Below are 18775 nucleotides of genomic sequence, written 5' to 3' on the forward strand. Positions count from 1 at the left end.
CACATCCGATCTGGCACAGAGTGTGGCGAGGCTGCGGCATCGGGGTGATGACATTCTGCTTGAAAGCCGATGGCTGTCCACCTCTCGTTGGTGGTACTCCTATCAGTTCGCCGTCGGATGCGTCGCACGGACCGATTTCCGGCCAAATCCAACGGGGCACAGCACCGACGTGGCGTGCTTCTTATCTCGTTAACCACATGTCCGGCATTCGGCCGAGAGCCGCCCAATGCGGCGGAGGGCCGAAGATCCGAGATGGGCCAGAAGCTGCGACTTGAATTGCCTGCTTGTCCTCAGTTGCAGGCCGAGGACGGAGGACTGAGTTACTGGGCCTCGGCGATCTTCGGTCCAAGTGACAGCATCTGCGCGTTGGCTGCCGCGGGCCGGTTCGGCGGCGATGCCGGGTCCGGCGATCGGAAGGCGGCGTCGGGCGTCGCTCCCTGGGATGGTCGACGGGCAGCGGTTGCCGGAAGCACGATCACTTTCGCTCCGACTTTCACTCGCTCATAGAGGTCCACGACGTCTTCATTGGTCAGCCGGATACAGCCGGACGAAACCCGCTTCCCGATCGTATCGGGCTTGTTGGTGCCGTGAATTCTATATTCGGTCTCGCCCAGATACATCGCCCGAGCGCCGAGCGGGTTGCCGGGACCGCCTGCCATAAACCGCGGCAAATAAGGCTGACGCGAGACCATCTCCACAGGCGGGTGCCAATCCGGCCATTCTGCTTTACGAGCCACAGTCTGCTCACCGGACCATGTGAAACCTTCGCGGCCAACACCGATGCCGTAGCGCAGTGCCTGCGTGTCGTTCAGAACGAAATAGAGGAATGTGTTCCTGGTATCGATGATCACGGTGCCCGGCGTCTGGTGGCTGGCGTAGCCAACCACCTGCCGGACAAATGCTCCGGGACCTTCAGCCGCTTTTGGCGGTTCGACCAGAGGCGCCGGGGCCGGAATCGGAGCCGGAGCTGGCGCTGGCGCTGGTGCATGAACTGGAGCTGCCACGTAAACCGGGGTTGACGATGCCATCGCTTGGGGTGCGGACGGCTTCCGTATCGGTTGCACGCTCGCCGGGCGAGACAGCAAACCGTACCCCAATGCAGCGACGGCCACGACGCCAATTGCAACTCGCCCGGCCATTGGGAGTGCGAGCGCCCCTGCCTTTCCACGTTTGGCCCGCTTACTCATATCTTTTCTTTCCCCAGGTCATCATGCCTGGAAGAGGTACCCGGCAAAATTTAAGAAACCTCGAAGCGATTTCGCGCAGACGGGAACCGCCGGCGATGGTTAACGCCGGACTCTTGTTCGGCAACATAGAAATCGGGCAGAGCGGACACGCGCAGCGCTTTCGTTAACGCTTTGGGTCAGAAGCGCCAGCCTGGACCTTAGCCGATGACTTCCGGTCTAGCACCAACTTCGGAAGTTCTCTCGCGGCGAGCAAAGTGGCGCGAAGGGCCAATTGCGGACAACGCAAACCGATGAGTTGTTAGATACGATCAATCTGTGATCTGTATGAGGATGTGCGTGAGCGTGACCATCACCTCAAGGATCAAGGCTCGTGAACGCGAAGTCTTTTGCCAAGCTTATTGGAATGGTCGCTATATCCGTGGTGGTGGCCACATTGCTTCTCGGCGGGAGCAAGGATGCGAACACCTTTGGTTTTGTTGGTCTCTTGGTGGCAACCTTCTGGGGGATACCAGCCATCGTTGTGGTCACGCTGTACCGTTATGTTGAAAATCGCGATCATGATCGGTGACCTCTAAAGGTCTGCTACGGTCATTCGCGACCGGGTCGAGCCGGCAGCAAGTCCGATCAGTGTCCGTTTCGCCACCGAACGCGGAAGTCCATGAGGCCGCGCCGACAGCCGCCAAGCTGGTCTTGCCCCGCCAAGGACGGGTTCTACGCCACGCTGAGCAGCGAGGCTGTGGCATCGGGGTGATGGCATTCTGCCTGAAAGCCGATGGCTGCCCACCTCAGCATTGGTGGTACTCCCCCAGCTCGCCGCTCCGCACGAGTTGGCCGCGTCGCAAGACGTGCACCCACGCTGACCTATATTGAGTCCGTCATCTGGCGTCATCGTCGCTGAACCTTTGCGGGATTTCCGGGACCAATCTTTATAGGCTGCGAGGACGACGGCTTTCTGCCGTGAACCGGCCCGACCATAGTGAAGTGACAGTCTGATTTTTTTTGCGCTGCATTTGCGCAAGAGAGGTCCGTTATGGACCAAACAGCTGGCAGGAAAGTCAGTTGCCATGCCCCACAGTGTCATTCGCCGGATGGCGCCACTGCCGCATTCTCATTGTTGCGATGCTCTGTACCGCTTGCACTCTCCTGTTTGCGAGCGAAGCCAGCGCTCAATGTACGGCGCGAGACGTCCTGCAGAACCAACTAAGGCTACAGCTGGGTTTCGGACTTGCGGCGGCGGAAGTCGGGCCACAGCTGAGGCGTCAATATTTTGACCAGCCGATCGGTGAGTTTCTCATCATCGGAATGGAGCCAATCAGGACGTGGACGGGCGCCCCCGTCATCTTGAACGTAGCCAATGGCGGAGCGGGACTCATTGTCATCGGCCAGGATGGCAGCGCCGACGCACGGATCTCAGTGTCATCCCGTTTTGCATTCGTGCGGACCAATGAAGCCGCACCTGCCGAGGAGCAGGAGACCGTAGCACTTATCGATCGCTGAATTTCCAATCGCTGAATTTTTGGGTGTGTGCAGCGGCACAGCCAGGATCGCGCCTGAAAACTTGCGTCGTTTCATCGAGCAAGAAGTTGTCGGCCGTCACAAGTTTGCCGAGACCGAAAGACGCTTCGGGTGGACCTCGCGTCGGTATAGCCGCACCTCGGCTCGCGGGCACAAAGCTCAGGGGAGTATCTGCCATGACACAAGCGTCCATCAAAGTCGGCATGATCGCGGAGGAGACCGGAGCGCTTTCATTCATGGGCCGCGCAAACGCCAACGTGGCAAGGATGGTGGTTGACGAGATCAACGCCAATGGCGGTCTGCTGGGCCGGAACATCGAACTCTACCTCGAGGACGGCGCAACGACCGACGCAGTCGCGGAGGCCAAGGCGGCCAAGCTTGTGTTGCAGGACAAGGTGGATGTGATCTTCGGCGGCATCTACAGCTCCACGCGGCAGGCCATCAAGGGCCCGGCCGTCGTGAAGGGCAGGACGCTCTACGTCTACCCCGAGCAATACGAAGGGCAGGAATGCGACCCGCTGATCTTCTGCACCGGCCCGGTGCCGGCGCAGCAGCTCGACCCGCTCATCCCCTGGCTGATGCGCAAGACCGGTGCCAGGACATTCTACCTGCCGTCCGCAGACTACATCTGGCCGCACGTGATGAACGAGAGGGTCCGCCAGCTCGTCACCGCCAATGGCGGCAGCATCGTCGGCGAGGAATACCATCCCCTCGATCACATGGAGTACGACGAGACAGTTGCCAGGATCATGTCGAGCGGCGCGGACGTGGTGTTCAACACCATCGTTCCACCCGGGGTCGTGCCCTTCTTCGCGCAACTCCATAACGCCGGTTTTCAGGACCGCGGCGGGCAGTTGATCTGCACCTATTTCGACGAGAACCTGCTCGGCCTGCTGCCCGCGCCGCATGTGGAAGGCCTCTACGGCTGCCTCGACTTCTACCAGAACGTCAGCGATCCCTTCAGCAAGACGCTGCTCGGCGCGTACGACAAGCGCTATCACGGCAAGGAGCAGTTCACGGGCGGCAGCGCCTGCTCCGGCCTCTACCGTGGGATCAAGCTCTGGGCGGCGGCCGTGAACGAGGCCGGCTCGCTGCGCCAGGAGGACGTCATCGCTGCGCTCGATCACGCGGGGATCGCCGAGGGGCCGGGTGGTCCGGCGGAAATGGTACCCGGCCAGCACCACGTCCGCATGAACATGTATATCGCCCAGGCGAAGAGCGGCCGTTTCGAGATCGTCGAGAGCCTGGGGGCTATCGCGCCGGACGAGGCGATGGTGCCGTCCGTCGCGGAGTCCGGCCGAAGACCAATGGCGTAGTCAGCCCACCAGCTAGGGAGCGTGAGATGAATGTCCGGTCTCCAGTCAACGAGAGTCTCCTGAGCGAGCGTCTCGCCGCGCTCGAAGCGGCAAGAAGCTGGCCACCGAATGTTCTGCCGGAGCTCGAGCGCTTCATCCGGACCGCCGACGATTATGATCTTCTTCGCGTCAACCCCATCCAATACGGCGGCGCCGTCCGCATGTCCGAGGCGGACGCGATCGAGCTGTTCGTGCACGCCGCCAAGGTGGGCCTGTTCGATATGGACTGGCTGCTGATCTGCGCCTATTGCCCGCAGGTCGCCGGCAGCTTCCGCGAGCTCGACCAGGTCCATCCACGCTTTCAGTGTGCGTTCTGCAACGCGATCAACGATGTGGCGCTGGACGACTACATTCAGGTCGCATTTACGGTCTCGAGCGGCGTCCGCGACATCATATTCCGCCATCCCGAGAGGCTGTCGGTCGAGGATTTTTACCTGCGTTACAACTTTTCCAAGGGCTTCATCGCTCCGCATGGAATGACGCATCAGCAGCTCGTTGCCGCGCTCTCACGGGGATTCGCCGATATCGAGGCTCATGAGCACCGCAGCTTCGACTTCGATGTCACAGCTGGCCGTTTCGAGGTGCTGGATTTGAGCCACAAGCTGCTTCTGGTCTTCTTCGCGAACGGGGAGCCGGCAGAGCCGCAAGGGACGCTGGTCCAACTCGAGTCGGGCCGCTTCCATGTGCCGGACCGGCCGACGGCACCGAAAGACATGGTCCTCGGCGACGGACGCTTTTCGTTCCGGCAGACGGCCGATCTCAGCCCAGGCAAGCACACCATCCGGATCGAGAACCGCACCGACGATCGCGGTCGCTTCTGGTTCGTCCAGTATCCCCCAGGTTTCGCGCCCCATCTGGTCGAGTATGAACCGTTTCTTTCCGGCAAGCGGCTGCTGCTCACCCCGAGCTTCCGCGAACTCTACAAGGCGCAGCTGGTGGATGAGGGCGAGAGCCTCAATATCTCGGACATGACTTACCTGTTCACCGATCTGAAGAAGTCGACCCCTCTGTATGAAAGCGTCGGTGACGTGAACGCGTATTTTCTGGTTCGCCAGCACTTCGAGATCTTGAACAGGATCATCCGAGAACGATCCGGCGCCATCGTGAAGACGATCGGCGACGCGGTCATGGCCGGCTTCGAGCGTCCCCAGGACGCCGTTCACGCCTCCATCGAGATGGTCGAAGAGCTGTCGCGATTCAATCGGACCGCTTCGCGGCCGCTGGGCCTCAAGGTCGGTGTCCACAGGGGCCGGGCGATTGCGGTGAATCTCAACGACCGGATCGACTATTTCGGGCAGGACGTGAATATCGCCGCCGCGTGCAAGGTCTCGCCGATGTCAACGAAGTCTGCATCAGCGCAACGGTGATGGAGGCACCGGGCGTCGCCGACATCGTCAAATCACGCTCGGTGTCGTGCAACTACGAGAACCTGAAGGGGGTCGGTCAAAAGATGGAAGTCCATCGCATAACAATCTCGCCGACGCAGGCGTGAACGACCGCAAGGGCGCCGCTCGCGGGGCCTACACCACCGTCCTGTGCCGCGCGATGCAGGTGCGCAGCACCTCGTCCATGGGCTTGCCCCACCAGTCGTTGGAGAAGATTTCGATCTCCGAATAGCCGGCAAAACCCTGCGCTTCGACTGCTTTGCGCACCGATTTGATGTCGATGACGCCGTCGCCCATCATGCCGCGGTCGTTGAGGATGTCCCTGGTCGGCACCAGCCAGTCACAGACGTGGAAGGCAAGCAGGCGATCCTTGCCGGCGCGCGCGATCTGGCTCATCAGCTCCGGGTCCCACCAGATGTGATAGACATCGAGCGCGACGCCGAGCATGCCGCCGCGGCCTGGGTCGAGCCGGTCGCAGATGTCGAGTGCTTGTTGTGTCGTATTCACACAGGCGCGGTCGGCGGCGTAAGCCGGATGCAAGGGCTCGATCGCCAGCGGCAGGCTTGCCTGCCTGGCGTAGTCGAGCATCTCGGCCAGCGCTTCCTCGACCTGCCCGCGCGCCGCCACGAGATCCTTCGAAGCCTCGCTGCCCGGCCGCGAATATTGCGGCAGGCCGCCGACCACGAGGACGATGCAGGATGCGCCCAGCGCCTTGGCCTCGTCGACGCAGCGCCGGTTGTCGTCACGCACCTCGGTGCGGCGCGATGCGTCGGAGGTGAACATGCCGCCGCGGCAATAGCCTGACAGCTCGAGCCCGGCATCGCGCACCGCGCGGGCGGCGCGATCGAGACCGACGGCAGCGACCTGGTCGCGCCAGGGATCGATGGCGCGGATGCCATGCTTTGCACAAGCGTCAATGATCTCGACGAGGTCACCCTGCTTGCGGACCGTTGCCGTGTTCAGCGACAGCCAGCGGTGGTCGGACGAAAAATCGCGCATCAGGATTCCAGTCCGTGCGAGGCCAGCACGGTCTTCATCCGCCGCGTCGCCAGTTCCGGATTGGTGAGGAGACCGGCCTGGTCGGCCAGCCGGAACAGCTCGGCCAGATGCAGCATCGAGCGCGCACTCTCTTGCCCGCCCACCATGGTGAAATGATCCTGATGGCCGTTGAGGTACGCCATGAACACCACGCCGGTCTTGTAGAAGCGCGTCGGCGCCCTGAAGATGTGGCGCGACAGCGGCACGGTCGGCCCCAGCACGTCGTGGAAACCGGCCTCGTCGCCGGCAGCGAGCCGCGACAGCGCGTAAGACGCCGCCGGCGCGATCGCGTCGAAGATGCCGAGCAGCGCATGCGAGAAACCCTGCTCGTCGCCGGCGATCAGCTCCGCATAGTTGAAGTCGTCGCCGGTATACATCTTGATGCGCTTGTCGAGACGACGGCGCATGTCGATCTCGCGCTGCTTGTCGAGCAGCGAGACCTTGACGCCATCGACCTTGGCGGCGTTGTTGTTGATGATGGCCACCGCAACATCCATGGCCTTGTCGAGATCCTTGGTACCCCAATATCCCGTCAGTGCTGGATCGAACATGTCACCGAGCCAGTGGATGATCACGGGCTCGCGGACCTGCGACAGCACACGGTTGTAGACCTTCGCGTAGTCGTCGGCGCCGCGACCGAGCTTTGCCAGCGCGCGCGACGCCATCAAAATGATGCGGCCGCCGACCTTCTCCACCGCCGAGACCTGCTCCTCATAGGCGCGGATGACATCGTCGATGGTTTTGGCATCCTCCACCGCGAGATGGTCCGTGCCGGCGCCGGAGAACACCAGCGCATTGCGACGCTTTGCAGCGCCGACCGAGCGCGTGATCAGCTCCAGCGAGGTCGGCCAGTCCAGCCCCATGCCGCGCTGCGCGGTGTCCATGGCTTCGGCGACGCCGAGGCCGAGGTCCCAGACGTGCTCGCGGAAGGCGATGGTCTTGTCCCAGTCAACAGATGCGGAAAGCCACGGGTCATTGTCGGCAAAGGGATCGGCCACCGTGTGCACGGCCGAGAATGCGATGCGGTTCAGCGGTCCCTCGAGCTTCGCCGGGAACGTTCGCGAGGCCGCGAGCCGGTAGGTCTCGATGGACCGGTCGGCTTTGGGCAGCTTCAACGATAGGGATGACATCGGCAGGACGGGCTTGTTCATGATTTCAGACCTCTCCCCGTCATTGCGAGGAGCGAAGCGACGAAGCAATCCAGGCTGTTTCCGTGGAGACACTCTGGATTGCTTCGCTTCGCTCGCAATGACGGCTTGTAAACATCGAGACTTATCCAATCGACATCAGGCCTTGATCGGGGCGACGTCGATCCAGCGCCGCTCCTTCCAGCTCTTCAGCGCGCATTCGGCAAGCTGCACGCCCTTGGCGCCTTCCAGCAGCGTGAACTTGTAAGGAGCGCCCTCGTAGACGTGACGGATGAACATCTCCCACTGCTCCCTGAAGCCGTTGTCGTAGGAGACATTGTCCGGCAGCTTCTGCCAGTCGCCGTAGAAATCGTGCAGCCGCTTCTCGTCGGGATTCCACACCGGCCTCGGGGTCGCCTGCCGCGCCTGGATCATGCAGTCCGACAGGCCCGCGACGGCCGAGCCGAGCGTGCCGTCAACCTGGAAGGTGACGAGGTCGTCGCGATAGACGCGCGTGACCCAGGACATGTTGATGTGGGCAATGACGCCGCCCTCGAGCTGGAATGTGGCATAGGCGGAATCGTCCGCAGTCGCCTTGTACTTCTTGCCCTGCTCGTCAAAACGCTCCGGGATGTCGGTGTTGCCGATGCAGACCACGCTCTGGACGTTGCCGAAGAGGTTGTCGAGCACGTAGCGCCAGTGGCAGACCATGTCGAGGATGATGCCGCCGCCGTCCTCGTCGCGGTAGTTCCAGGACGGCCGCTGCGCCTCCTGCCAGCCGCCCTCGAACACCCAATAGCCGAACTCGCCGCGCACCGAGAGGATGCGGCCGAAGAAGCCGGAGTCGCGCAGGAAGGCGATCTTCTTGAGGCCCGGCAGGAACAGCTTGTCCTGCACCGTGCCGTGCTTGACGCCCTTGGCGTTGGCGAGCTTGACGACCTCGAGGGCCTCCTCGAAGTTCGTCGCGATCGGCTTCTCGCAATAGACGTGCTTGCCGGCATTGATCGCCTGGGTCAGAAGGCCCGGACGCGCCTGCGTGGTCGCGGCGTCGAAGAACATGGTGTCGTTCTTGTCGGCGAGCGCAGCGTCGAGGTCGGTGGTCCAGCGCGCGATGTTGAACCGCTTGGCGAGGGCCTCGACCTTGTCGGCGCTGCGGCCGACCAGGATCGGATCCGGCATCACGCGGTCGCCGTTCTTCAAGCGGACGCCGCCCTGGTCGCGGATCGCGACGATCGAGCGGATCAGATGCTGGTTGAGCCCCATGCGGCCGGTGACGCCGTTCATGATGAGGCCGAGGCGTTGGGTGGTCATGCCAATTGCTCCTGAAGTGATTTTGGCTGTTCGAGCGGGCCGAGCGCCGACCAGTCCGGATGGACCGACGTCGCAAAGCCCGTTGCGTTGAGCGACCCCGTCAGGAGATCGCCGTCGTGAATTTTGAGCCGGATGCCGTGGCCGGCATCGGCATAGAGATCTGGATGTGCGGCCGCGAAGGCCTGGGCTTCCGCGGCGGGCGTATCGCCGAAGCCGTCGACGTAGTGGTGGCCGTTGCGTTCGGCATGGGCGATGCCGAGGAAGGCGCCGAGCGCGAGATCCTGCTGCACGGCAAGGCCGGCCTGGCAGGTCAGGTCCTCGCCGGTCACGAAGAACGTCCCTCCGTCCGCACTCCACTTCGCCGCGCGCGTCGCGTTGACGACGGACTTGTAGAGCCCCTTGCAGGATTTCGAGGAGATGCCGTGATAGCCGAGTGCCCGAGCGGCAGGGAAGGCATCGTAGGAATCGTCGGCCTCATCGATGATGAAACCGCGCGCGGCGAGCGAGCCGAGCGGCGACTGACGTGTGATATCACGCGGCATCGGCTGCTCGATATAGAGCAACCGCGAAGCGATCGGTCCAAGGCCCGGGTCACGATCGAGCCGATCGATCAACGCCTGAAGCGCCGCGAGATCGGCGTACTGCTCGTTCGCATCGAGCGTCACCTTGTAGCCGTGTCCGAGCGTATCGAGCTCCTTGCCGATCCGCGCCAGCCGCGCTGCGTCGCCTGCGGGATCGCCCGACAGCTTCAGCTTGAAGTAACGCGCGCCGGCGTTCTCGTGAGCGTCGGCGACGCCGCCCTTGCCTTCGACCGTATCGTCGAGGCCGACGGTATGCCTGATAGCAACCCGCGGCAGCGGCTTGCGGCCGGCAAGAAACGTTGTGATATCCGTTTCCTTCAAATCAGGCGACAGCCGCGCATCGATGCCGGCAATGTTGCCGGCCATGCCGTCAAAGAAGTTGGTCTCCACGGCACGCAGCACCGCATCGAGGACCGCCTTGTCGACCTCCGCAGGGCCGTAAGCCGCAGCAAGCGCCGGAATGTTCTTCTTCGCACAGGTCGCAATCTGTGCGCCGATGCACGACGCATGCAGGTCGAACGCGGTCAGATATCCGGTCCGCGCCAAATAAAGGCCGCGCGCGATCTGAAGCGAGCGGCGCAGACCGTCGACCGTCTGCGCCGGCGACAGCTCCGGCCGCTTGTCGAACCATTTCGGCACCAGCAGTTCGGCACTGGCGCCGACCGCGGTTCCCCTGCCCTCGACATCGATCTCGACCCGCACGAACAGCTGCGGCGTCGCGTGAAGCGTGATCGCGCCAAAGCGGAACGGCCGCGCGAACTGCACGGGTCGTTCGAAGAAGGCGATGTCTCGCAGCTTCAGGCGCGGCGCCATGGGTCGTTAATCCAATGCACCTTGTGAGAAGAAGTGCTTGCGGATTCGCTGCACCAGCTCGGTGAAGACCGGATCGGCCATCACGTCGAGCGAGCGCGGGCGCGGCAGCGGCACGTCGTAGATCGCGGCGATCGCACCGGGTCGCTCGGTCATGACCAGCACGCGGTCGGCGAGGAACACGGCCTCCGGAATCGAATGCGTGATCAGCAGCACGGTCTTCTTCGTTTCGCGCTGGATCCGCATCAGCTCGACATTCATGCGCTCGCGCGTCAATGCATCGAGCGCGCCGAACGGCTCGTCCATCAGCATGATCTTGGGATCGTGCACCAGCGCACGGCAGATCGAGGCGCGCTGCTGCATGCCGCCGGAGAGCTGCCAGGGCAGCTTCTTCTCGAAACCTTCGAGCCCGACCAGCTTCAAGAGCGCCTTGGCGCGGTCGAGATATTTTTGGCGCGGCAGCCGCTTCATGTCGATCGGCAGCATCACGTTGGACAGGATGTTGCGCCATGGCAGCAGCAGCGCGTTCTGGAACACGATGCCGACATTGCCGTGCGGCTTCGTCACCTTCTCGCCCTCGACCAGGATCTCGCCTGACGTCGGCGGCAGCAGCCCGGAGATCAGCTTGAGCAGCGTGGACTTGCCGCAGCCGCTTGGGCCGACCACGACGAAGAACTCGCCCTCGTTGATGTCAAAATCGAGCGGCCGCAGCGACGGCACGTCGCCGTCGCGCGTCCGGTAGGTCTTCGACACGCCGGACAGCTTGATGCCCGACGCCTCGCCGGCAGCCCGGTCGCTCACCAGTCTCAGATGCGCGGCCGGCTGCGCGTCGATTGGTTTGGTCGCGGGATTCATCGCACCCCTCTCGGCCCGTCGTCCCGGCGAACGCCGGGACCCATACGCCGTGCCGGCGCGTTTGGGCACGCGGCGAGAGACCTTCCGTAACAAGCATGGACGGTGGTTATGGGTCCCGGCCTTCGCCGGGACGACAGGGGATATTTGTCGCTCACGAGCCACTCTTCGGCAGATAATCGTTGGTGTAGAACGCCTTCGGGTTGTCCTTGGCCTTGGCATCGAGCCCGCCATATTCGACCAGCAGATTGACGGTCTCGGTCATGTTCTGGTCGGTGACCTGGAACGGCCGCTTGGTCTTGGTCTCCGCGGTCCGGTAGAGCGGAATGGTCAGCTCGAAGCCCTGCGTCAGCGTGTCGATCTTGCCGCCCTTCGGATTGGCATCGAGGATCGACTGCGCCGCCGCCTTCGGCTCCTTCTCGGCGGCTTCGACCGCCTTGGTCGTCGCCGACATGAAGCGGCGGACGAGGTCGGCATTGGCCTTCACATAGTCGGCGTTGGCGATGATGCCTGACGACACCATGTTGATGCCGTAGTCGGCGAACTTGATCGGATAGACGTCCTTGCCGGTGGCGTCCTTGATCTTCATCGACTGGTCCATGACGTAGCCGAGCAGCAGGTCAGCCTGGCCGTTGATGACGGCGTTGAGCTTGGTCTGGCCGTCCCCCGCCACCGTCTGGAAGTCGCTCTCCTTGAGGCCGGTCTTCCTCAGGAACAGCGGCCAGATCTGGGTCATGGAGTCCGCCGGCGTGATCGCCACCGTCTTGCCCTTGATGTCCTCGGGCTTCCTGATGTTCTTGTCGACGAAGCCCATGGCGGACATCGGTGAGGTCTGAAGCAGCACACCGGTCGCGACCACCGGCGCGCCCTTGATGGCGGCGCGCATCATGGTGGGCACGTCGACATAGCCGAAGTCGGCGGTCTTGGCGGCAACGGCCTGCGTGGTTGCAGCCGAGCCGCGGCCTTCCTGGATTTCGAGGTCGATGCCTTCGGTAGCATAAATGCCCTTGGCCTTGCCGTAATAGAACGGCGCATGCTCGCCATAGACGTACCAGTTCAGCATCAGCACGACCTTGTCGGCCGCCTGCGCCGGCATGGCCGCGAACGCCAGCAGCGCCGCTGATGCAGCCCCTATCCACCGCTTCATCGTCACTCTCCCTTGTCGTTGTTGTTTCGGCCGTTGGTGGCCGTTCGTTGCTTCGCTTACGCAGCGAAAATCACGTCCTCGCGCTGGCTGACATGCCAGGGAATGACCAGCTTCTCGATCCGGTCCACGATCCAGAACAGGATCACGCCGAGCAGCGCCAGGATCACGAGGGCTGCGAACATCGTCGGCAGGTCGAACGTGCCGATCGAGCGCTGCATCACGTAGCCAATGCCGGAATTGGAGCCGACGAACTCGCCGACGACGGCGCCGACCACCGCGAGCGTCACCGACACTTTGAGGCCGGAAAAGATCGCGGGCAGCGCATGCGGCAGGTTCACCGCGCGGAACACCTGGAAGCGGCTGCCCTGCATGGCGCGCGCGAGATCGACCATGTCAGGGTCGACCGATTTGAAGCCCTGCACCGCCGAGACCACCACCGGGAAGAAGCCGAGCAGGAAGGCGGAAATGACCTTGGGAATGATGCCGAATCCGAACCAGACCACGAACAGCGGCGCGATCGCGATCTTCGGCACGGACTGCGAAAACACCAGCAGCGGATAGACGTAGCTCTCCACCGTCTTCGACCCCGCGATCAGCATCGCGACGGGAATGCCGAACAGCGCCGAGAGCAGGAAGCCGCAGACGGTCGCATAGGTGGTCGGCCAGGACTGCCGCAGCAGTTCCGGCCATTCGGTGCGCAGCACGGCGACGACATCGAGCGGAGCCGGGATCTGGTAGGCGGGAATCCTGAACACCCGGATCGCGAGATCCCAGGCCACCACGATGAAGACCAGGAACAAGAACGGCCGAACCCAGGCCGCGTTCAGCACCTCGGACACCGCACCTTGCTGCTTCGGTTCGGCCAAATTTCACTCCCGGCATTCTTCTTCATTCTGGGGAGAAATTAACTCGTTGGATAAATACTGTCCAGAGCTTTCCCTGTGACGTTTTGCGCGGGGGATTCCGGCCATTTAGGCCTGGGATCGCCGATGGAGGTGTTCTTGGTGGAGTAATCCGGCGCCACACATTCGGTGTCGTCCCGGCGAAGGCCGGGACCATAACCACAGGAGAAAGTTTGGCGAAGACTGGTCGTTCGGGATTAGCACCGCGCGCCGTCGATAGATCACGCGGTATGGGTCCCGGCCTTCGCCGGGACGACGATGGGGAGGGATATCGGGTCAAGCGAAGCGGCGAAGCCGCAGCTCTACGCCGTCTGCACCACGCCCGCGCGCTTCTTCGGGGTATTGACGATCTGCAGCAGATCCACCGACCGCCCCGTCAGCGCGGCGAGCACGAGGCCCGCCATGTGCGCGAGCCGCTCGTCCTTGGCCTCCTTGGCCAGCAGATCGCGGCCGAAGATCACGCTCAGCGTCGCCGAGTTCGAGAGATAGAAGAAGCTGAGCGCCGCGATCGAGATGTAGAGCTGCACCGGATCGACCGCGACCTGGAAGTCGCCGCTCTCGACGCCGCGCCGCACCACGGTGCCGATCATCTCGACGAAGGGCGAGTGCATCGACTTGACCTTGGTCGAGCGCTTCAGGTGCTTTGCGCGCGCGAGGTTCTCGGTCTGGAGCAGCGAGAGGAACTCGGGGTTGCGCAGGAAATAGCCCCACGTGAATTCGATCAGGCGGCGGATCGCCTCGGGCGGATCGAGATGTTCGAGATCGAGCCCGCGCTCCTCGCTGCGGATCTTGTCATAGGCGCCTTCGAGCACCGCGAGATAGAGCTCGTCCTTGTTGCCGACGTGGTAGTACAGCATGCGCTTGTTGGCGCCGGCCTTGGCCGCGATGCGGTCGACGCGCGCCCCGGCAAGCCCGTGGGCGGAAAACTCCTGCTTGGCGGCTTCGAGAATACGCAGCCGCATCCCCTCGGGATCGCGCTGCCATCTCAGATTTCGCTTTGCCTTCGCCTTCGCCAAACCGGTTGCTCGCTGGGTGCTGCCAGGATGTCCTGTAACACGCGCGCGCGGGTTTGAGAACGTTTCGTCATTCCGGGGCGCGCCCTCTTGGGCGCGAGCCCGGAATCCATCGTGCAGCGGGGTACGTGGATGAATGGATTCCGGGCTCGCCGCTCCGCGACGCCCCGGAATGACGGAGGAGAGAGAGGCGGCTCTAATCCACCGGCTTCGGCGAGCGCTCCAGGAGCACCGTCTGGATCCCGCAGGTGCCGTTCCGCACCGTCATGATCCGCGTGCCCGGCTTGCGGCCGTTGCGCACCTCGGTGACGTCGAGGCCGGCGGCGATCAGGCGGGCGCGCGTGGCGTCGATGTCGGCGACCCGCCAGCTCAGGCCCCAGAGACGGTCATGCGCGGAATCGCCGCCCGCCACGGGACGGCGCACCACCTCGACGATGAGGTCGCCGCAGCGGAAGAACATGAGCTGGCCCCAGTCCTGGTGCGAGCGGTCGAGCGCGAGATCAAGCCCGAGCCGCGCGCCATAGAGCGCGGCGGCACGCTCGGAATCCTCGGTGGTGATCACGACGTGGTCGAGCGCGTCGATCGGCGCGATGTCGGTCGCGACCGATCGGGGGCGTTCCTCTGCAAGCTCGAGGAAGAACATGCGCACGCCGCGCGTGAGTTCCGTGGCGGCGCGCGTGCGTTTCCAGTGCAGGACGGCCTCGGTGACAGCGTCGCTGCTTTCGACCTCGGCGACCGGATCGGGCTTGAGCGCCACCCGCTCCAGCCGCCGGTGCATCCGGCTCATGTCTGCGACACGAAAGCACAGGCTGGCGAGCACGCCCTCTTGGTCGTCGAGCAGCGCGCGCATCCGGTCGGCGGTGACGCTGAAGCCGCTCGGCGCCATCAATTCGATCGTCATGTTCTCGAGGGTGAACAGCACCCGGTCGGCGCCCTCGCCGGAATTCTGCCAGGCCGGCGCGCGTCCCAGGAGCGTCTGATACGCCGCCTTGGCCGCACCGATATCCCGCACCAGAGCGACGACGTGATCGAGGCCGGTGATCATGCTCCCTCCCTCCCGACGGGGCCGGAACCGAGCGTCCTGGGGGCGTCGGTTCTGCCCGGGCAACGCTGGCCCTGCCACGGTCGTATTCCGGCCCCATACTGACCTCAAGCGCCTATCGCCATGACTCTGCAAATATTTTGGCTCTGCGAATGTTTTTGGCTCCCGCCGAAGCGGTGCTAAGGTAAGCAGCCGGCCGGGACCACCCAGCGCATCACGGACAAGCAATGCAGGCTCTCTTTATCGGACAGACCTATATCGACGTCGTCTTCATCACCGACCACATGCCGACCGGCGACGAGAAGCACGTGGCCTCGGACTACGCAGTGTCCTTCGGCGGCAACGCGGTCACGGCGGCGTTCTGCTGCGCCAAGCTCGGCATCGTGCCCGATCTGATCGCCACGGCGGCCAATGACTGGCTGGGGCGCATGTTCCAGGACATGTGCGCGAAATACGCGATCTCGCTGCATGCGCGAAAAGTGAACCAGTCTTCGCTGTCCTTCATCATGCCCAAGGACGGCAAGCGCGCCATCGTCCGCTGCCGCGACGATTCCCACATCCATCCCTTTCCGATCCTCAATCTCGGCAATTGCCGCGCGCTCCATATCGACGGCCACCAGCCGGACGCCGCGATCCACTATGCCAAGGTTTGCCGCGAGGCCGGCATCCTGACCTCGCTCGACGGCGGCGGCCTGCGCACCAACACGCACGAGCTGCTGGAATTCATCGACGTCGCGATCGTCGCCGAGCGGCTATGCGAGCAGATGGACCTGACGCCTGAGAAGATGCTGGACTACCTGAAGAGCCGCGGCTGCAAGATCGGCGGCGTCACCATGGGTGAGAAGGGCCTGCTCTGGTACAACGAGACGGGCACGGTCGAGATCATGCCGGCGATGCCGATCCCGCGCGAGCGCGTGATCGACACCAATGGCGCCGGCGACGTCTTCCACGGCGCCTATGTCTATTCCTACCTCGCCCATCCCGGCAAAAGCTGGCGCGAGCATTTCGACTTCGCCCGCGCCGCCTCGACCTTCAAGATCCAGCGCCTCGGCAACGAGGCCGGCCTGCCGACCCTTGTCGACATCGCCAAGGTCAGGCACGAGTTCGAGGTCAAAGCCTAGTCTTCGGAGAGGTTCAAAATGGGGCGCGTCTACGTCGCCGGAAGCATCAACATGGATGTGGTGGCGACGGCCGACCGCCATCCAAAGGTCGGCGAAACCGTCGCCGGCCAACAGGTGCTGTATTTCCCCGGCGGCAAGGGCGCCAACCAGGCCGTCGCGGCCGCGCGGCTCGGCGCGCGGACCACGCTGATCGGCCGCCTGGGCAAGGATTCATTCGGCGCCGAGCTGAAGGCCTTCCTCGGCGGTCAGGGCATCGATCTCGGATATCTCCAGGAGACGGCGCAGGCGCACACCGGCACCGCCATCATCACGGTCGCGGCGGCCGACAACACCATCGTCGTTATTCCCGGCAGCAATGCGCTGGTCAGCGCGGATGACGTCAGTATCGTCCCGCTTGTCAAAGGCGATGTCGCCGTCAGCCAGTTCGAGATTCCGCTCCCCACGATTGCCGCCTTCTTCCGGCGGGCGCGGGCGGCGGAGGCGACGACGCTGCTCAACCCGGCGCCGGCGCAGAAATTCGGCCGCGAGCTGCTTGAGCTCGTCGACATCCTCGTGCTCAACGAGACCGAGCTCGGCTTCCTCGCCGGCACCGAGCTCGCCGACAGCGACGAGGCCGCGCGGATCATCGACGTGGCGCGGCAGCTTCAGGCGCGCGCGGACCAGACCATCTGCGTCACGCTCGGCAAGCGCGGCGTGCTCGCCCTCGCCGGCCAGGAGGAATTTTCAGTGCCGGGCCGCGTGGTGAAGGCGGTCGACACCACGGGCGCCGGCGATTGCTTCGTCGGCGCGCTGGCGGCGCAACTCGCCGACGAAGTTCCCCTGCGCACGGCGCTCGCCTTCGCCAACGCCGCGGCCTCGATCAGCGTGCAGCGCATGGGTGCCGGGCCGTCGATGCCGACGGCCGCGGAAGTGGCGGCGGTGATGTAGAGTGCTTCCTTTCGCCTCTCCCCGCTTGCGGGGAGAGGCCGGAATTTGCGAGAGCAAATTCCGGGTGAGGGGGAGTCTCCGCGAGTCCGACTGTCACCGCCCCTGCGGAGAGCCCCCCTCACTCCGACCCTCTCCCCGCGCGCGGGGAGAGGGAGCAACCTCACGCCAGCGCGCTCTTCAGGTCAAAGCTCTCATCTGCGGCCTGCTCCGGGGTGATCGAGCGGTCCATGCCCTGCAATCTGCGGCCGAACATGTGATCGCCGGCGCGGTTGATGGACTCGATGCCGACCAGTCTGTCGCCCCTGTAGCAGAACGCCGAGAACGCCTTCCTGGCGGGGTCGCCGCGCAGAACGACGCGGTCGTAGCCGGTGGTGAGGCCCGCGATCTGGAGCTTGTCGTCACCCTGATCGCTCCAGAACCAGGGATGGCTATCGTAAGGCTTGCTGTCGCCGGTCAGCCGCGCCGCGAGGCAGCGGGCGTGGTCGGTGGCGTTCTGCACCGATTCCAGCCGCAGCGATCCGCCGAAGCGCGGGCTTGCGAACAGCGCGCAATCCCCGATCGCCGAGATGTCGGGATCGGCCGTCGCGAGATATTCGTCGACGATGATGCCGGCTGCGACCGGCAGCCCCGCCTCGGCCGCGAGCTCGATGTTCGGCAGCACGCCGACGCCGACCACGACGAGGTCGGCGGGCAGATGCCTGCCGTCGCTCAAGGAGACGCCGGTGACCTTGCCGCCCTCGGCCTCGATGGAGGTTGCCTGCACGCCGAGATGAATGCGGATGCCGGCCTCGCGATGCCGCGCCTGAAAATACTCCGACACCTCCGCCGTCACCGCGCGCGCCATCACGCGCGGGGCGAGTTCGAGCACGTCGACCTCCAGCCCTTTGATCCGGGCCGTCGCCGCGAATTCCAGGCCGATGAAGCCGGCGCCGATCACCACCACCCGCGTCTTCGACGCCATGATCTTTCGCAGCGCCTCGCTGTCGTCGAGGATGCGCAGATATTTGACATCGGGCAGGTTGGCGTTGGGCAGATCGAGCAGCCGGTTGCGCGCTCCTGTCGCCAGCACGAGGTGGCCGTAGGGAAGCGTCTCACCCGAGGCGAGGAGGACCTTGCGCCCGGCGCGGTCGATCGACACCGCGCGGCCGGCGATCAGCTCGATCTTCTGGTCCGCATAGAATTTCTCCGGCCGGAACATCAGGCTCTCCGGTCCGGCGGACCCCTTGATGTAGGCCTTGGACAAGGGCGGCCGCTGATAAGGCATGTGCGCCTCGTCATTGATCAGGCAGACGCGATCGGAAAAACCGGCCTGCCGCAGGGATGCCGCGACCTGGTAGCCACCATGGCCGGCGCCGACAATGATCACCGGACCGCCAGTCATTGGAACAGCCCACTTCCGGAGACACGAGCGTGACCCATGTCGTCTCCTCTCACGCTGATATTGGCTTGGCTAGCCTAGGAG

Annotated in this window: 16 protein-coding genes; 5 read left to right on the forward strand and 11 right to left on the reverse strand. The window is 64.0% G+C overall.

Annotation, left to right across the window (positions count from 1 at the left end):
- Window positions 1–320: 320 nt before the first annotated feature.
- On the reverse strand, window positions 321–1187 hold the full coding sequence (locus tag A3M7_RS0134320; protein WP_027547967.1) for a L,D-transpeptidase: 867 nt from the start codon (window positions 1185–1187) through the stop codon (window positions 321–323).
- A 370-nt stretch (window positions 1188–1557) separates the two neighbouring features.
- Here A3M7_RS0134320 and A3M7_RS0134325 point away from each other — a divergent pair, with 370 nt between their 5' ends.
- The 3 genes from A3M7_RS0134325 (at window position 1558) to A3M7_RS0134340 (ending at window position 5424) form a co-directional block, all read left to right on the forward strand.
- Window positions 1558–1755 carry a hypothetical protein gene (locus tag A3M7_RS0134325; protein WP_027547968.1) on the forward strand — a complete coding sequence of 66 codons (198 nt, stop codon included), beginning with the start codon at window positions 1558–1560 and terminating at the stop codon, window positions 1753–1755.
- Between the two features lie 1123 nt (window positions 1756–2878).
- Window positions 2879–4018 (forward strand): substrate-binding protein, encoded by a 1140-nt coding sequence (locus A3M7_RS0134335; RefSeq protein ID WP_027547969.1) that lies wholly within the window; start codon window positions 2879–2881, stop codon window positions 4016–4018.
- 26 nt (window positions 4019–4044) lie between these two features.
- Window positions 4045–5424: an adenylate/guanylate cyclase domain-containing protein gene (locus A3M7_RS0134340; RefSeq protein ID WP_245284381.1), complete on the forward strand. Its 1380-nt coding sequence runs from the start codon at window positions 4045–4047 to the stop codon at window positions 5422–5424.
- Window positions 5425–5577: 153 nt separating this feature from the next.
- On the opposite strand, the gene A3M7_RS0134345 is transcribed toward A3M7_RS0134340, so the two are convergent.
- The 9 genes from A3M7_RS0134345 to A3M7_RS0134385 form a co-directional block, all read right to left on the reverse strand.
- Window positions 5578–6441, reverse strand: coding sequence for a sugar phosphate isomerase/epimerase (locus A3M7_RS0134345; protein WP_027547970.1), 864 nt, complete (start codon window positions 6439–6441; stop codon window positions 5578–5580).
- A complete protein-coding gene (locus A3M7_RS0134350) occupies window positions 6441–7631 on the reverse strand; it encodes a dihydrodipicolinate synthase family protein (RefSeq protein ID WP_027547971.1) in 1191 nt (396 codons plus the stop codon). Before A3M7_RS0134350 ends, A3M7_RS0134345 begins: the two co-directional genes overlap by 1 nt.
- A 135-nt stretch (window positions 7632–7766) precedes the next feature.
- Window positions 7767–8918, reverse strand: coding sequence for a Gfo/Idh/MocA family protein (locus A3M7_RS0134355; RefSeq protein WP_027547972.1), 1152 nt, complete (start codon window positions 8916–8918; stop codon window positions 7767–7769).
- Entirely contained in the window at window positions 8915–10312 is a 1398-nt protein-coding gene (locus tag A3M7_RS0134360; protein ID WP_027547973.1) for a hypothetical protein, read from the reverse strand. Before A3M7_RS0134360 ends, A3M7_RS0134355 begins: the two co-directional genes overlap by 4 nt.
- Before the next feature lie 6 nt (window positions 10313–10318).
- Window positions 10319–11164 carry an ABC transporter ATP-binding protein gene (locus tag A3M7_RS0134365; protein WP_027547974.1) on the reverse strand — a complete coding sequence of 282 codons (846 nt, stop codon included), beginning with the start codon at window positions 11162–11164 and terminating at the stop codon, window positions 10319–10321.
- A gap of 151 nt (window positions 11165–11315) precedes the next feature.
- Window positions 11316–12308 carry an ABC transporter substrate-binding protein gene (locus A3M7_RS0134370; protein ID WP_027547975.1) on the reverse strand — a complete coding sequence of 331 codons (993 nt, stop codon included), beginning with the start codon at window positions 12306–12308 and terminating at the stop codon, window positions 11316–11318.
- Between the two features lie 56 nt (window positions 12309–12364).
- Window positions 12365–13174 (reverse strand): ABC transporter permease, encoded by an 810-nt coding sequence (locus tag A3M7_RS0134375; RefSeq protein WP_027547976.1) that lies wholly within the window; start codon window positions 13172–13174, stop codon window positions 12365–12367.
- A gap of 338 nt (window positions 13175–13512) precedes the next feature.
- On the reverse strand, window positions 13513–14172 hold the full coding sequence (locus A3M7_RS0134380; protein WP_027547977.1) for a TetR/AcrR family transcriptional regulator: 660 nt from the start codon (window positions 14170–14172) through the stop codon (window positions 13513–13515).
- 247 nt (window positions 14173–14419) lie between these two features.
- Entirely contained in the window at window positions 14420–15268 is an 849-nt protein-coding gene (locus A3M7_RS0134385; RefSeq protein WP_027547978.1) for a VOC family protein, read from the reverse strand.
- A gap of 224 nt (window positions 15269–15492) precedes the next feature.
- On the opposite strand from A3M7_RS0134385, the gene A3M7_RS0134390 reads away from it, so the two are divergent.
- Together A3M7_RS0134390 and A3M7_RS0134395 are read left to right on the forward strand one after the other, a co-directional pair.
- Entirely contained in the window at window positions 15493–16386 is an 894-nt protein-coding gene (locus tag A3M7_RS0134390; protein WP_027547979.1) for a sugar kinase, read from the forward strand.
- A gap of 18 nt (window positions 16387–16404) precedes the next feature.
- Entirely contained in the window at window positions 16405–17313 is a 909-nt protein-coding gene (locus tag A3M7_RS0134395; RefSeq protein WP_027547980.1) for a ribokinase, read from the forward strand.
- A 160-nt stretch (window positions 17314–17473) separates the two neighbouring features.
- On the opposite strand, the gene A3M7_RS0134400 is transcribed toward A3M7_RS0134395, so the two are convergent.
- Window positions 17474–18694, reverse strand: a complete 1221-nt coding sequence (locus tag A3M7_RS0134400) for an NAD(P)/FAD-dependent oxidoreductase (RefSeq protein WP_027547981.1) — start codon at window positions 18692–18694, stop codon at window positions 17474–17476.
- Window positions 18695–18775 lie beyond the last annotated feature (81 nt).

The sequence above is a fragment of the Bradyrhizobium sp. WSM2254 genome, assembly GCF_000472645.1.
GTDB classification, from domain to species: Bacteria; Pseudomonadota; Alphaproteobacteria; order Rhizobiales; family Xanthobacteraceae; genus Bradyrhizobium; species Bradyrhizobium niftali.

Excerpts from the sequence above, each read along its gene's own strand:
- A3M7_RS0134370 (WP_027547975.1), bottom strand. The coding sequence starts at position 12,308 with ATGAAGCGGTGGATAGGGGCTGCATCAGCGGCGCTGCTGGCGTTCGCG.
- A3M7_RS0134400 (WP_027547981.1), bottom strand. The coding sequence starts at position 18,694 with ATGACTGGCGGTCCGGTGATCATTGTCGGCGCCGGCCATGGTGGCTAC.
- A3M7_RS0134340 (WP_245284381.1), top strand. The coding sequence starts at position 4,045 with ATGAATGTCCGGTCTCCAGTCAACGAGAGTCTCCTGAGCGAGCGTCTC.
- A3M7_RS0134320 (WP_027547967.1), bottom strand. The coding sequence starts at position 1,187 with ATGAGTAAGCGGGCCAAACGTGGAAAGGCAGGGGCGCTCGCACTCCCA.
- A3M7_RS0134390 (WP_027547979.1), top strand. The coding sequence starts at position 15,493 with ATGCAGGCTCTCTTTATCGGACAGACCTATATCGACGTCGTCTTCATC.
- A3M7_RS0134385 (WP_027547978.1), bottom strand. The coding sequence starts at position 15,268 with ATGATCACCGGCCTCGATCACGTCGTCGCTCTGGTGCGGGATATCGGT.
- A3M7_RS0134350 (WP_027547971.1), bottom strand. The coding sequence starts at position 7,631 with ATGAACAAGCCCGTCCTGCCGATGTCATCCCTATCGTTGAAGCTGCCC.
- A3M7_RS0134365 (WP_027547974.1), bottom strand. The coding sequence starts at position 11,164 with ATGAATCCCGCGACCAAACCAATCGACGCGCAGCCGGCCGCGCATCTG.
- A3M7_RS0134395 (WP_027547980.1), top strand. The coding sequence starts at position 16,405 with ATGGGGCGCGTCTACGTCGCCGGAAGCATCAACATGGATGTGGTGGCG.
- A3M7_RS0134345 (WP_027547970.1), bottom strand. The coding sequence starts at position 6,441 with ATGCGCGATTTTTCGTCCGACCACCGCTGGCTGTCGCTGAACACGGCA.
- A3M7_RS0134380 (WP_027547977.1), bottom strand. The coding sequence starts at position 14,172 with ATGCGGCTGCGTATTCTCGAAGCCGCCAAGCAGGAGTTTTCCGCCCAC.
- A3M7_RS0134335 (WP_027547969.1), top strand. The coding sequence starts at position 2,879 with ATGACACAAGCGTCCATCAAAGTCGGCATGATCGCGGAGGAGACCGGA.
- A3M7_RS0134355 (WP_027547972.1), bottom strand. The coding sequence starts at position 8,918 with ATGACCACCCAACGCCTCGGCCTCATCATGAACGGCGTCACCGGCCGC.
- A3M7_RS0134360 (WP_027547973.1), bottom strand. The coding sequence starts at position 10,312 with ATGGCGCCGCGCCTGAAGCTGCGAGACATCGCCTTCTTCGAACGACCC.